Here is a 13,481-nt window from a genome sequence, read left to right on the forward strand (position 1 = left end):
GACACGCCCGCTGATTCCGCACAATCCGCGGCGCCGGACGTCCCCTTAGTGCCGGCCGGGAAGAAACCCGGATTCGAAGTGCGGCTGGCGAACTTCACCGGCCCGTTCGACCTCCTGCTCGGCCTGATCTCAAAGCACCAACTGGACATCACCGAGGTGGCGCTGTCCTCGGTCACTGACGAGTTCATCAAATACATCAGGGGCCTGCAGAAGCTGGGGGAGGAATGGGCGCTGGATGAAGCCAGCGAATTCCTGGTCATCGCGGCCACGCTCCTGGACCTCAAGGCGGCCCGGCTGCTGCCGGCAGGCGAGGTCGAGGACGACGAGGACATCGCCCTGCTGGAAGCCCGGGACCTCCTGTTCGCCCGGCTCCTGCAGTACAAGGCCTTCAAGCAGGTGGCCGGCATGATGGGATCGACCCTCGAACTCGAGGCACGGCGGTATCCCCGGCAGGTTGCCTTGGAGGGACACTTCGCCGCCCTGCTTCCGGAACTGCTGTGGCGGCACACCCCGGAGCAGTTCGCCGGCCTGGCCGAGGCGGCCCTCAAGCCCAAGGAAGCAGCCCCCACGGAAGTGGGCCTCGCGCACCTGCACGGTGCGCCCGTGAGCGTCAAGGAACAGGCCGAGCTGCTGGGGAACCGGCTGCGGCTGGGCACACCGCTGACGTTCCGGACGCTGATCGCCGACGCCGAATCCACCTTGGTGGTGGTGGCGCGGTTCCTGGCGCTGCTGGAGCTCTTCCGCGACCGGGCCGTCGGCTTCGACCAGCTCCTGCCGCTGGGCGACCTGACCGTGCACTGGACGGCTGATACCCAGGAGTGGAGCAGCGAAAACCTGAGTGAAGAATACGAGGACCAGCCGTGAACGAACGATTGCCTGACGCGCAGCAGGACGCTGCGCAGGACACTGCGCAGGACCCCGCGCAGCACACCGGACCGGACGTCGCCAGCTTGCCCGGCGGCGCCCGCGCTGCCCTCGAGGCCGTCCTGATGGTGATCGACGAGCCGGCCACGGCCACGGCGCTGGCCGCCGGACTGAACCTGACGGTCGACGTCGTCGAGTCCCTCCTCGCTGAACTGCAGCGTGAGTATAACGGCTATACTGTTAATGCCCCGGATGCGGACGTCGCCAGCCTGGCCGGCGAAATAGTCGGCAAGAAAGTCGGCAACAATGCCGCCCCCCGGGGTTTTGAATTGCGGAATATCGCCGGAGGCTGGCGGATCTATTCCCGCGCGGAGTTTGCCGAGATTGTTGGCGAATTCGTGCTGGAGGGACAAACAGCCAGGCTGACGCAGGCGGCGCTCGAAACGCTCGCCGTCATCGCTTACCGCCAGCCCGTATCAAGGGCGCGGGTGTCTGCAATTCGAGGAGTCAATGTTGACTCCGTCGTACGGACGCTGACGCAGCGGGGGCTGATCGAGGACTCGGGAACTGATCCCGAGTCCGGAGCAATCCTGTACCGCACGACATCGTATTTCCTTGAGCGGATGGGAATTGGCTCCGTGGCTGAATTGCCGCAGCTTTCCCCCCACCTTCCCGGTCTGGAAGGGATCGAGGAATACTACGACGCAGGAAGAATGTAGGCAGTATTGGTGCAGGCACAACGTCTGCGCAACAGTATCCACCGGGCAGAACAATTTGCCCGGCCGGCGGGTGTTGTCGGGAGACAGCGGCCGCAGGCCAACAACGTAAGGACGGGTCATGACACAGGCGGGACGCCAGGGTTCACCACGTAACAGTTCGGGACGCAACAGCGCCGGACAAAACAGCTTCGGAAAAAACCCGGCGCAGGGCGGCTCTGGCCGCGGCGGCGCCGGATACAAGGGCGGCGGAGACCGCTCCTTCAAGCACCCCAAGCCTCGCGAAGAGGCCTTCATCGATCCGGACCTGCAGGGACAGGACGGCGCGCCGTCGGCGGCCCGCAAGGGTTCTGACTGGAAGTCCAAGGCCCCATCGGGCAAGGAAGCAGCCCGCAAGGCCGCCGCGCGCAAGCCCGGCTTCGGCAAGGCTCCCGGCACCCCCGGCGCCCTCAAGCCCAAGCCGCGCACCGGCGCCGCCAAGTCCGCCGGTCCCCGCGCGTTCGGCAGCGAACGCTTCGGCCAGAACCTCGGACCGGTACGCAAGCCCGGCCGCAACCGCGGACCGCGCCGCGAAGTGCCGCAGTCCGAGCTGCACGACGCCGACGGCATCCGCCTCCAGAAGGTCATGGCCTCCGCCGGCGTCGCCTCACGGCGCGTGTGCGAGGAAATGATCGCCGAAGGCCGCGTCGAGGTCGACGGCCAGGTGGTCACCGAGCTCGGCGTCCGCGTCGACCCCAAGACGGCCGTGATCCACGTTGACGGCCTGCGCATCCAGCTGGACGAGAACATGGTCTACATGGTCTTCAACAAGCCCAAGGGCGTTGTCTCCACCATGGAGGACCCGGACGGCCGGCCGTGCATCAGCGACTTCGTCCGCCACCACCACGGCGAACGCCTGTTCCACGTGGGCCGGCTCGACGTCGCCACCGAGGGTCTGCTGCTCCTGACAAACGACGGCGAGCTCGCCAACCGCCTGACGCACCCGTCCTACGAAGTGCCCAAGACCTACCTCGTGCAGGTCCGCGGGCCGTTCCCGCAGGGCGTGGGCGCCGAACTGAAAGCCGGCGTCGAGCTCGAGGACGGCATCGCCTCGGTGGACTCCTTCAAGCTCGTGGACTCCACCCCCGGACACGTGCTGATCGAGGTCGTGCTGCACTCGGGCAAGAACCGGATCGTGCGCCGCTTGTTCGATGCCGTCGGCTTCCCCGTGCTGCGCCTGGTTCGGGTCAAGGTTGGCCCCATCGGGTTGGGCGACCAGCGCCAGGGCAGCATCCGCAACCTGGGTAAGCAGGAAGTCGGCCACCTGCTGGCATCCGTGGGGCTGTAAGCATGTCCGCCTTTCGCACCCAAGGCCGCGGCCACCTGAACGGCCCGGTGGTCGTTGTGGGCTCCGGGCTCCTGGGCACCAGCATCGGGCTGGGGCTGCGGGGGCGCGGGGTCGCCGTGTTCCTCTCGGATCCCTCGCCGACCAACCAGGCCGTCGCCGTCGACATCGGCGCCGGCCTGCCATTGGCGCGCCTCGATCGGGACCAGCCGGAGCTCGTCGTGGTGGCGGCGCCGCCGGATGTCACGGCGGACGTCGTGGCCAAAGCCCTGCAGGACTACCCCGATTCCGTCGTGGTGGACATCGCGAGTGTGAAGGCGGGCGTCCTCGCCGATCTCCGCGGCCGCGGCGCTGACCTGGGCCGCTACGTGGGCACCCACCCCATGGCCGGGCGGGAGAAATCCGGCCCGGTCGCCGCCCGGGGCGAGCTGTTCACGTCCATGCCGTGGGTGGTGTGCCCGGCGGAAGAGACCCTGCCGGAGTCCCTGCGGGTGGCGCGTGCGCTGGCCGGCGATCTGGGCGCCGTCGTGTCCGAGTTCGGCGCCGACGAACACGACGAAGCTGTGGCGCTCGTGTCCCACCTGCCGCAGGTGATGTCCTCGCTCGTGGCCAGCCGCCTGCAGGGCACACCCCTGCACGCGCTGTCCCTGGCCGGAAACGGGCTCCGGGACGTCACCCGGATCGCCGCGAGCGATCCCACGCTCTGGGTCCAGATCCTGGGCGCGAACGCGGACAAGGTGGTGGGGATCCTGCACGGAGTCCGCGAGGACCTCAACCGGCTGATCGGCACCCTGGAGGCCCCCACCGCTCCCGGTGCCCGGCTGGACCTTGCCCAGCTGATCAGCGAGGGCAACGCCGGCCAGTCCCGGATTCCGGGCAAGCACGGCGGACCGCCGCAGGCCTATTCGTGGCTGACGGTCCTGGTGGATGACACGCCCGGACAGATCGCGAAGCTGCTGACCGAGATCGGCGAGATCGGCGTCAACGTGGAGGACCTGCGCCTCGACCACTCTTCGGGACAGAACGTGGGCATGGTGGAAATTTCCGTCCTGCCCAACAAGCACGACCTTTTGATCGAAGCCCTCAACGACCGCGGATGGCGGGTACTTCAGTAATGACTCAAGAACTCATCGAGACAGTGGACATAGTCCGCCCCGGAAAAAGCCTTGTGGTCGCCATCGACGGCCCCTCCGGCTCCGGTAAATCCAGCGTCAGCAAAGAGGTGGCCCGCCGGCTCAAACTGGCCTACCTCGACACCGGCGCAATGTACCGTGCCCTGACCTGGTTCTGCCTGGAGAACGGCACGGACCTGGCCGACGCGTCGGCTGTCGAGACCGCCGCCGAGACCCTCCCGCTGGAAATCAGCACGAGCCCGCTGGAAGAGTACGTCCGCGTCGGCGGGTACGACGTCACTCTCGCCATCCGTGAGCCGACCATTTCCGCTGCGGTCAGCGCTGTTGCCACCACCCTGGGTGCACGGACCGAGCTGATCCGCCGGCAGCGTGAACTGATCGAAAAGCACCACCGCCGCATGGTGGTGGAGGGCCGGGACATCACCACCGTCGTCGCGCCCGGGGCCGAGGTCCGGATGCTGCTGACCGCCAGCGAGGAAGCCCGGCTGCGCCGCCGCGGGATCCAGCTGGGCGGGAGCCAGAACGCCGAGCAACTGGCAGCCCAGGTCACGCACCGCGATGCCAAGGACTCCACCGTGGTGAACTTCACCACGGCAGCCGACGGGGTGGTCACCCTGGACTCTTCGGAGCTGGACTTTGACGAGACGGTTCAGGCCGCCCTGGACATCGTGGACACTGTGATCAACCCCGTGGTCAAGCAGAGCGCCGCCCGGCACCGAGCCGTCCCCGGTGACTGACGGGCGCTCCGCAGCGCCGGTTAGCGTGCAGTCCTCCCTGCCGGGCCGGTGGACGACGGCGTGGAGCCGTCCAGTGGGTTGGCTCCTGGACTACATCGTCTACCGCACCTCGGTCACGGGACGCTCCAACGTCCCGGCCGCCGGCCCCGTGATCTTCGCAGGCAACCACATCAGCTTTCTTGACGGCCCTGTCATGTTCGGCGCGTCGCCGCGGCCCATGCACATCCTGGTCAAGCAGGAGATGTTCGCCGGGCTCCTCGGCCGCGTCCTGGCGGCGTCGGGCCAGCTGCCCGTGGACCGCCGCGGCGGCCGCGCGGGGCTTACTGCGGCCAAGAGCCTGCTCGACGCCGGACGGTGCGTCGGGATTCTGCCCGAAGGCACGCGGGGGAGCGGTGAGGCCGCCGCGATCAACAACGGCGTCGCCTGGCTGGCACTGAACTCCGGCGCCACCGTGGTCCCCGTCGCCATCCTGGGCACCAGAATTGGCGGCGAACCCCTGGACACGGTCCCCGCACCCCGCCGCCGGCTGCATGTCAGCTTCGGCGGGGCCATCAACGTCAGCCGCAGGCCCGGTGAGACCGGCCGTGTTTCAATGGACAGGGCGGGAACCGAAATCCGGGCCGCGCTGGCCCGTCACGTCCAGGACTCGATCCAAAGAACCGGGCAGCGTCTGCCCCTCGCGGAATCCCCGCACGAACGTCATGTAGCAGTAGCCGGGACGCCGGCAGATCACCACCTAAGGAAAGTGCAATGAGCGATACGACTCAAACCTCCGGCAATTTTGGCGCCGGCGAAGACGAATACACGCCCACCGGCACCGACCAGGTGGCTGAAAACCTCGCCGCCCTGGACGACGAGGAGGCGGAGCTCCGCGCGGCGTCCCTTCGCGCCGGCCTGGACGACTATGAGCTGGACGAAGACGACGCCGCCCTGCTGAGCGGCCACTTCGACGACGAAGACTTTGACGGTCCGGTCAAACTGGACCCCGTCCTGGCCATCATCGGCCGGCCCAACGTGGGCAAGTCCACCCTGGTCAACAGGATCCTGGGCCGCCGCGAGGCAGTGGTCGAGGACACCCCCGGCGTCACCCGCGACCGCGTCATGTACTCGGCGCACTGGAACGGCCGCAACTTCACGGTGGTGGACACCGGCGGGTGGGAGCACGATGCCCGCGGCATCCACGCCCGGGTGGCGGAGCAGGCCGAGATGGCAGTGGAACTCGCCGACGCCGTCCTGTTCGTCGTCGACTCCGCCGTAGGCGCAACCGCCACCGACGAGGGCGTCATGAAGATGCTGCGCAAGTCCAAGAAGCCGGTCATCATGGTGGCCAACAAGGTGGACGACTTCGCGCAGGAAGCCGACTCCGCAACCCTGTGGGGCCTGGGCTTCGGTGAGCCGTACCCGGTCTCGGCCCTTCACGGCCGCGGCGTGGCCGACCTCCTGGACCACGTCATGGACACGCTCCCGGAGTTCTCCACGATCGAAGGCCTCGAGCGCTCCGGCGGACCCCGCCGCGTGGCCCTCATTGGCCGCCCGAACGTCGGCAAGTCCTCGCTGCTGAACAAGCTCGCCGGTTCCGAGCGCGTGGTTGTGGACAACACCGCCGGCACCACCCGCGACCCGGTCGATGAATTCATCGAACTCGGCGGACGCACGTGGCGCTTCGTGGACACCGCCGGCATCCGGCGCCGCCAGCACATGGCCCAGGGCGCGGACTTCTATGCGTCCCTGCGGACCCAGAGCGCGCTCGAAAAGGCGGAAGTCGCCGTCGTACTCCTGGCCGTGGATGAAGTGCTCAGCGAGCAGGATGTGCGCATCCTGCAGCTCGCCGTCGAATCCGGCCGCGCCCTGGTGCTCGCCTTCAACAAGTGGGACCTCCTCGACGACGAACGCCGCCGCTACCTGGAACGCGAAATCGAGCAGGACCTGGCCCACGTGGCGTGGGCCCCCCGCGTGAACATCTCGGCAAAGACCGGCTGGCACAAGGACCGGCTGGTTCCGGCCCTGGACGTTGCCCTGGAAAACTGGGACAAGCGCATCCCCACCGGACGGCTCAACGCGTTCCTGGGCGAACTGGTGGCGGCACACCCGCACCCGGTCCGCGGCGGCAAGCAGCCCCGCATCCTGTTCGGCACCCAGGCGTCGAGCCGGCCGCCGAAGTTCGTGCTCTTCACCACCGGTTTCCTGGACCCGGGGTACCGTCGCTTCATCACCCGGCGCCTCCGCGAGACCTTCGGTTTCGAGGGCACGCCGATCGAGGTCAACATGCGTGTGCGCGAAAAGCGTGGCAAGAAACGTTAATTCCGACACACCTAGCCCGTGACAGCATGAAATTGTCACAGGCACCCTCCGGGATCGTGTAAGCTTTTCAAGGTGGTTCGGCCGGACTGCTTGGAAGAAAATCTGGAGAGAAACCAGGACGACTTCCCAGCGGAGAACGGCGGAACCAGCGGGCTGTAGCGCAGCTTGGTAGCGCACTTGACTGGGGGTCAAGGGGTCGCAGGTTCAAATCCTGTCAGCCCGACCATAGAAACAGCAGGTCAGAGGCCGTTTCCGGAGAAATCCGGAGGCGGCCTTTGCTGTTTAACGGCGGCTAGGTGGCAGCGGCGGCATCGGGGAAGGACGCCCGGAGTGCCGCAAGGAGTCGGTCGAAGATCTGATCCTCGCTTCCCATGCCGTCGACGCTCAGGAGGATCCCGCGCCGTGAGCATGCTGCGGCCACCGGCTCAGTCTCGTGGTGGTAGAGCTCCAAGCGGTGCCGGATGACGTCCTCGGTGTCGTCGCTGCGTCCGGCCAGAGTGGCGCGGTGGAGCAAGCGGCGGACTAGTTCGGCGTCGTCAACGCTCAGCTCGAGGGCAGCGTCCAGCCCGTGCCCGTTGGCAGCAAGGATGACGTCGAGTTCAGCCAGTTGCGCCGTGTTTCGGGGATACCCGTCCAGGAGGAACCCGCCCCTGACGTCATCCTGATCCAGGCGCTCACGCACCACGCGGTTCGTCAGGGTGTCGGGCACCAGGTCGCCCGCGTCCAGATGCACAATGACCTCCCGGCCCAGCGGCGTCCGGTTTTTCACGTGGTCGCGGAAAACCTCTCCGGTGGACACCACGGTAATGCCGAGGTGCCGGGACAAACGTTCGGCCTGGGTGCCCTTGCCGCACCCCGGGGGACCCATAATCAGCATTCGCATCTTTGAGACCACTCCCTCGGGCGGCGTTGAAAGGTGTTCTTGTAATCGTGTTCGCCGGAAGGCGCCGGCGCAAGGGGCGGAGACGCCGGCGACTGGTTACGCCCTATTTCAGGAAGCGACTATTTCAGGAAGCGTGATGTCCGGCGGTCGGCCAGGATCTTTCCCTTCGTCTGGCACGTCGGGCAATACTGCAGGGCGGAGTCGGCAAAGGAGACCTCCCGGACCGTGTCGCCGCACACCGGGCACGCTTCGCCGGTCCGGCCGTGGACCCTCATGTGGCTCCGCTTGGTGTCTTTGAGTTCGTTGGGCGGCTTGCCCGTCGCTTCTTCCATGGCCGTTCCCAGAATGCTGTGGATGGCGTCGTAGAGCCGCTGGACTTCCGCCGGGTCCAGGGACTTGGCGATGGCGAACGGCGAGGTCCTGGCCGCATGCAGGATCTCGTCGCTGTAGGCATTCCCGATGCCGGCGATCACGCCCTGGCTCCTCAGGACGCCCTTGATCTGCTGGGAACTGGACGCGAGGATCGCCGCGAAAGTGTCGACGTCGAAGCCGGGACTGAACGGATCCGGGCCGAGCGCCGCGATGCCGGGAACGTCGTGCGGATCGCGGACGACGTAAATCGCCAGGCTCTTTTTGGTGCCGGCCTCGGTCAGGTCCATGCCGACCGGGCCGGAAGCGCCGGAAAATGTCAGCCGGGCCGCGATGTGGCCTTTGCCCATTCTCAGTTGTGTGTCCGTGGGGGCGTCGGTGAAGCGGAGCCAGCCGGCCCTCGCCAAATGGAAGACAAAGAACAGCCCGCCGGCTTCCATGCTGACGAACTTGCCGAACCGGCTCACTCCCGTGACCGCCCTGCCCTCAAGGGCTGAGTAGGGAGGATCTGCCGTCTTGAGCACGGCGAACGAGACCGGCTGGATCTTCGCCAGCACTGCTCCGCGCAGGTGTTGGTCCAAAAAGTCCGCCAGGGCTGCAACCTCCGGAAGCTCAGGCATGGCCTAGCCCTTGAGCGTCCGGAGGATCCCGGCGCCCCGGTCGGGATTCCCGACAGTCACCGGCGGTGCATGTTCTGCCATCGCACCATCTTCTCAGATCCCTCCCCGGCCTCTGCCCGATATGCCTATACTTTCAGCGGCGGTTAGAACAAACGACTGCCGCCGCATAGGTGATTGACCCGATGAAAGGCCCGTCATGAGCATCATTCCCGAAGACCTGTCCTACACCGCAGAACACGAATGGGTTTCGGCCCCCAATGCCGACGGGGTTGTGCGCGTGGGCATCACCGATTTTGCCCAGGACGCCCTCGGGGATGTCGTCTACGCCCAGATGCCCGAGGTGGGGACAACCATCAAGGCCAACGATGTGGTCGGCGAGGTCGAATCCACCAAGAGCGTCAGCGACATCTATGCCCCCGTGACGGGCGAGGTCGTGGCCCGGAATGAGGCCCTGGACACCGATTCTGCCCTTATTAACTCCGATCCGTACGGTGACGGCTGGCTGATCGAAATCAGGCTCGCGGAAGCCGACGCGGTCGAGTCCTTGCTCAGTGCATCCGAGTATGAACAGCAGGTAGGCTAAAGACAAAGGTCGTTCGGGCCGGGGTCGCCGGAAGTGTTGTTGGGATAACAAAACAAAGCCGCACCCCGCCGAAGGGCCTCCATACCGGGACTGCGAGGCTTTCCCGGACGGCATGCGTTGTTTGCAGGGGGGACACCTGCAACGAATGAGGAGGACTCAATGTTTGGGCACGAACGGAACGACACCGGTGACGGTTACGGCACGGGTGGAGTGAAGGCTTCGGAGACCACGTCGATCAACCTCACTCCGGTGCGCGACGAACCTAACTTCACGCCGAAGCTTTCGACCGAGGAGCGGGCGGCCGTCGAGGCCCTTCCCTTCGGCTCGGCCCTGCTCGTGGCGCACAGCGGCCCCAACGCCGGTGCGCGGTTCCTGCTGGATTCGGACGTCACGACGGCGGGCCGCCACCCGGACGCCGACATCTTCCTCGACGACGTCACCGTCTCCCGCAGGCACGTTGAATTCCGCCGCACGGCGCGCAGCTTCGAGGTAGTGGACACCGGGAGCCTGAACGGCACCTACGTCAACCACGACCGCGTGGACGCCGTGGAACTGAAGTCCGGCAACGAGGTCCAGATTGGCAAGTTCCGCCTCACCTTCTACCTCAGCCCTGCCCGCGCAGCAGGCAACGTCTGATTCCGGGGTAGTTGCCTGTGGCCACGGCACAAGCGGATCGGCGCGGACCCCAGGTTCTGAACATCGGGGAAGTCCTGGCTCAACTGAGCGACGACTTCCCCAGCATGACGGCGTCAAAAATCCGGTTCCTTGAGGAAAAGGGACTCATCAACCCGAAGCGGACGCCTGCGGGCTACCGGCAGTATTCGGAGAACGACGTCGAACGGCTGCGCTTCGTCCTGGCCCTCCAGCGTGACCAATACCTGCCCTTGAAGGTCATCAAGGACTACCTTGACGCGATCGACCGGGGCGAACGGCCGGAGAACCTGCCGGCCGGCGTCACGGTCTCGCCGCGGATCGTCTCCGACCAGCTCGCCACCGAGCTGCAGGGCCGCACGCGCCGGCTCAGCGAAGAGCAGCTCCGCGCTGAATCCGGGGCAAGCGTCCCGCTGCTGGAATCACTGCTGAGTTACGGCCTGATCGGGCATGTCAACGGCAAGTTCGACGAACATGCCCTGCAGGTGGCGCGCGCCTGCGTCCAGCTGGAGAGCCATGGCCTGGAACCCCGCCACCTGCGGCCGTTCCAGGCGGCCGCCGACCGCGAATTCGGACTCGTGGAACGCGCCGTGGCCACCCTGACCTCCCGCAAGGACGCCGCCTCCCACGCCCGCGCCGCCGAGGCCGCCCGGGAAATCAGCGACCTCTGCCTGTCCCTGCACCAGGCCCTGGTCCACGACCGCATCTCGAGGATGGACATCTGATGATTGAGGTGGAGATTGTCGGCGTGCGGATTGAGTTGCCGTCCAACCAGCCGCTTGTCCTGCTCAAGGAGATCCATGGTGAGCGCCACGTGCCGATCTGGATCGGGACGCCGGAAGCCAGTGCAATCGCCCTGGCCCAGCAGGGAGTCATCCCGCCCCGGCCGATGACCCACGACCTCCTGGTGGACGTGGTGGAGGCCCTCGGCCACACGATCGTCAGCGTCAACATCGTGGCGGTGGAGGACAACATCTTCTACGGGCAGCTGCAGTTCGAAAACGGAACCACCGTGAGCTCCCGGGCCTCGGATGCCCTGGCCCTTGCCCTGCGCGCCAAGTGCCGGATCTGGTGTGCCGACGCCGTCATGGACGAGGCCGGCGTCCGGATCACCGAACACGACGAGGGCGAGGACACGCACCCCGGTCCCGCCGTGGACGAGGAAGGCGAACTGCGCCGCTTCCGCGAGTTCCTCGACGACGTCGAACCCGAAGACTTCGGCGGCTAAACTGCCGCCCGCCACTGGAACCGGGACGGTTGCCGGCATTGCTGGTGCGCCTGTGACAGCAGTGGTTTCTGATACTCCCGGGACCGCTGTGGCAGCGCCAAAGGTTAAAGCCGAGGATGAAAGTTTCGACACGCCCGCACAATAGCCCCAACGTCTTTGACCTTGGGCCCCGGCAGGCCTAACGTCGGAGGTACAAGTTCCCATTGCATACGGTAGCCGCGCAAGTCACACTGGAAAGTGCAGCCTCGGCTGAATTACACGGGTGGAATCATCGTCCTGTGTCATGCAGCTGTTTACATACATTGCTGCCGATGCAACTTACTCAGGGAACTCACGACAAGGAGGGTCCACGTGAGTCCGAAAGGCGAAGCAGGCGAGCTGAAGCAGGCCGCAACGGCCGGCATTGCTGTGCCCGCCAGCGGTGCCCAAGGCCTGCTGTTCACCGAGGATCTTCCCGTTCTGGACGAAGACGCGGGCTACCGCGGCCCCACCGCCTGCAAGGCGGCCGGCATCACTTACCGCCAGCTCGACTACTGGGCGCGCACCGGACTCGTTGAGCCTGCCGTCCGCGGCGCGGCCGGCTCCGGCTCTCAGCGGCTCTACGGCTTCCGCGACATCCTGGTCCTCAAGGTGGTCAAACGGCTCCTGGATACCGGCGTCTCACTGCAGCAGATCCGCACCGCCGTGGAGCACCTGCGGGAGCGCGGCGTCGAGGACCTCGCCCAGATCACGCTCATGAGCGACGGTGCGAGCGTCTACGAATGCACGTCGGCGGATGAAGTGATCGATCTCGTCCAGGGCGGCCAGGGGGTGTTCGGCATCGCCGTAGGCCGTGTTTGGCGCGAGGTGGAAGGAAGCCTCGCCGCTCTTCCCAGCGAACACGCCGCGGACCAGTCCTTTCCCGACGACGAACTGAGCAAGCGCCGCGCAGCCCGCAAGATCGGCTAGCGCCACCCATACAGAACAGACTGAGGCCGCCTCCCAAACAGGGAAGGCGGCCTCAGCCGTTGCGCCGGTGCGGACTCAGCAGTTCCAGTTAGCGCAGGCTGCGGTTGCGGACGGTGCCGGTCTGGGCCAGCCCGTGGGGGTGGAGCAGGTTCTGCAGCAGGGCGTCGAACAGGGCGGCGGCATTCTTGGCCGAGTCCCCGGGCCAGTGGTGGATGGAGTGGGCGGCGCCCTGGATCTGCTGCCAGTTGGCCTGCTCCGGGATGTGCGGGCTCAGGAGCAGATCGCCGAACATGGACTCCATCTCCGAGAGCCGGAACGCGTGCTCGGCTGAGCCGCTGCGCACCCGGTTGGCCACAATGCCGGCGGGGGAGAGATTGGGGGCGAATTCCTGGCGGAACAGCTGGATGGCGCGCATGGTGCGCTCCGTGCCGGCCACCGAGAAGAGCCCGGGCTCGGCCACCAGGGTCACCTTGTCGCTTGCGGACCACGCCATCCGGGTCAGGCCGTTCAGCGACGGGGGGCAATCGACCAGGATCAGGTCATAGTCCTGGGCACCGGCCAGGACGGCCGAGAGCCGGCGGAGGTCGCGGCGGCCCAGGTCGGGCCGGTCGTAGATGCCGGTGTAGGCAGAGCCCACCGCCACGTCCAGGACTGAGGTCGGCGCGCCGGAGAGCGCTGTGCTGTTGGCGCGGCCGTTGGCGCCGTTAGTTCGGGCGTGTTCCACCCAGCCGCTGGGAACCACGTTGTCCGCCAGATGTGCCCGCCGGGGCGACCTCAGCATCCTGCCGATATCGAGCTGATCGTCCGGGCTCACGCCCAGGGCGGTGCTGGCGTCAGCGTGCGGGTCAAGGTCGACGACGAGTGTGGGGATGCCGGCGGCCAATGCCGCCGACGCCAGTCCGGTGGTCACGGATGTCTTGCCGACACCGCCTTTGAGGCTGCTGATGCTCACTACTTGCACTTGAAAAACCAATACCTAACGCCGGTTGCCGAGACGGGGTCGTGCCGGCTCCTGCGTTCTTCGGAGCCGGGGCGTGCATGCGCCACCCACCCACTCATCATATGTTGATGCTCCGGCGAAACCCGTTTCATCCGCCCCCGGGGCGCCAGAACATCATGGAACC

General features: G+C 66.7%; 15 protein-coding genes and 1 tRNA gene. 13 read left to right on the forward strand and 3 right to left on the reverse strand.

Translation table 11 applies throughout. The features are described from left to right. The first annotated feature begins 48 nt into the window (after positions 1-48). The 8 genes from ACFVTM_RS07925 (at position 49) to ACFVTM_RS07960 (ending at position 7,301) form a co-directional block, all read left to right on the forward strand. Positions 49-864 carry a segregation and condensation protein A gene (locus tag ACFVTM_RS07925; protein ID WP_390203216.1) on the forward strand — a complete coding sequence of 272 codons (816 nt, stop codon included), beginning with the start codon at positions 49-51 and terminating at the stop codon, positions 862-864. Between the two features lie 125 nt (positions 865-989). After that, positions 990-1,583, forward strand: coding sequence for an SMC-Scp complex subunit ScpB (locus ACFVTM_RS07930; protein WP_390203217.1), 594 nt, complete (start codon positions 990-992; stop codon positions 1,581-1,583). A 118-nt stretch (positions 1,584-1,701) separates the two neighbouring features. Continuing rightward, entirely contained in the window at positions 1,702-2,907 is a 1,206-nt protein-coding gene (locus tag ACFVTM_RS07935) for a pseudouridine synthase (protein WP_390202872.1), read from the forward strand. 2 nt (positions 2,908-2,909) lie between these two features. After that, entirely contained in the window at positions 2,910-4,019 is a 1,110-nt protein-coding gene (locus ACFVTM_RS07940) for a prephenate dehydrogenase (protein WP_390202873.1), read from the forward strand. Continuing rightward, positions 4,019-4,774 carry a (d)CMP kinase gene (cmk, locus tag ACFVTM_RS07945; RefSeq protein ID WP_390202874.1) on the forward strand — a complete coding sequence of 252 codons (756 nt, stop codon included), beginning with the start codon at positions 4,019-4,021 and terminating at the stop codon, positions 4,772-4,774. The genes ACFVTM_RS07940 and cmk overlap by 1 nt, the downstream gene beginning before the upstream one ends. A gap of 73 nt (positions 4,775-4,847) precedes the next feature. Beyond that, complete coding sequence (locus ACFVTM_RS07950) at positions 4,848-5,528, forward strand: lysophospholipid acyltransferase family protein (RefSeq protein WP_390202875.1); 681 nt, start codon at positions 4,848-4,850, stop codon at positions 5,526-5,528. Continuing rightward, the gene (gene der, locus ACFVTM_RS07955; RefSeq protein WP_390202876.1) at positions 5,525-7,075 is read left to right on the forward strand and encodes a ribosome biogenesis GTPase Der; all 1,551 of its coding nucleotides are present in this window, start codon (positions 5,525-5,527) and stop codon (positions 7,073-7,075) included. The genes ACFVTM_RS07950 and der overlap by 4 nt, the downstream gene beginning before the upstream one ends. Before the next feature lie 149 nt (positions 7,076-7,224). Then, positions 7,225-7,301, forward strand: a tRNA-Pro gene (locus ACFVTM_RS07960). A 66-nt stretch (positions 7,302-7,367) separates the two neighbouring features. On the opposite strand, the gene ACFVTM_RS07965 is transcribed toward ACFVTM_RS07960, so the two are convergent. Continuing rightward, positions 7,368-7,952, reverse strand: a complete 585-nt coding sequence (locus tag ACFVTM_RS07965; RefSeq protein ID WP_390202877.1) for an adenylate kinase — start codon at positions 7,950-7,952, stop codon at positions 7,368-7,370. Between the two features lie 125 nt (positions 7,953-8,077). Further along, positions 8,078-8,947 carry an Fpg/Nei family DNA glycosylase gene (locus ACFVTM_RS07970; RefSeq protein WP_390202878.1) on the reverse strand — a complete coding sequence of 290 codons (870 nt, stop codon included), beginning with the start codon at positions 8,945-8,947 and terminating at the stop codon, positions 8,078-8,080. Positions 8,948-9,143: 196 nt separating this feature from the next. On the opposite strand from ACFVTM_RS07970, the gene gcvH reads away from it, so the two are divergent. From gcvH to ACFVTM_RS07995, 5 genes are all read left to right on the forward strand, one after another. Beyond that, positions 9,144-9,530, forward strand: a complete 387-nt coding sequence (gene gcvH / locus ACFVTM_RS07975; protein ID WP_390202879.1) for a glycine cleavage system protein GcvH — start codon at positions 9,144-9,146, stop codon at positions 9,528-9,530. Positions 9,531-9,689: 159 nt separating this feature from the next. After that, positions 9,690-10,166 (forward strand): FHA domain-containing protein, encoded by a 477-nt coding sequence (locus ACFVTM_RS07980; RefSeq protein WP_390202880.1) that lies wholly within the window; start codon positions 9,690-9,692, stop codon positions 10,164-10,166. 17 nt (positions 10,167-10,183) lie between these two features. Next, the gene (locus tag ACFVTM_RS07985) at positions 10,184-10,906 is read left to right on the forward strand and encodes a MerR family transcriptional regulator (protein ID WP_390202881.1); all 723 of its coding nucleotides are present in this window, start codon (positions 10,184-10,186) and stop codon (positions 10,904-10,906) included. Continuing rightward, positions 10,906-11,409: a bifunctional nuclease family protein gene (locus tag ACFVTM_RS07990; protein WP_390202883.1), complete on the forward strand. Its 504-nt coding sequence runs from the start codon at positions 10,906-10,908 to the stop codon at positions 11,407-11,409. The genes ACFVTM_RS07985 and ACFVTM_RS07990 overlap by 1 nt, the downstream gene beginning before the upstream one ends. A 351-nt stretch (positions 11,410-11,760) precedes the next feature. Continuing rightward, on the forward strand, positions 11,761-12,357 hold the full coding sequence (locus ACFVTM_RS07995) for a MerR family transcriptional regulator (protein ID WP_390202884.1): 597 nt from the start codon (positions 11,761-11,763) through the stop codon (positions 12,355-12,357). A gap of 88 nt (positions 12,358-12,445) precedes the next feature. Here ACFVTM_RS07995 and ACFVTM_RS08000 read toward each other — a convergent pair whose 3' ends face one another. Continuing rightward, complete coding sequence (locus tag ACFVTM_RS08000; RefSeq protein WP_390202885.1) at positions 12,446-13,318, reverse strand: ParA family protein; 873 nt, start codon at positions 13,316-13,318, stop codon at positions 12,446-12,448. Positions 13,319-13,481: the final 163 nt, after the last annotated feature.

Source organism: Arthrobacter sp. NPDC058130 (genome assembly GCF_042884475.1).
Classification (GTDB): Bacteria; Actinomycetota; Actinomycetes; order Actinomycetales; family Micrococcaceae; genus Arthrobacter.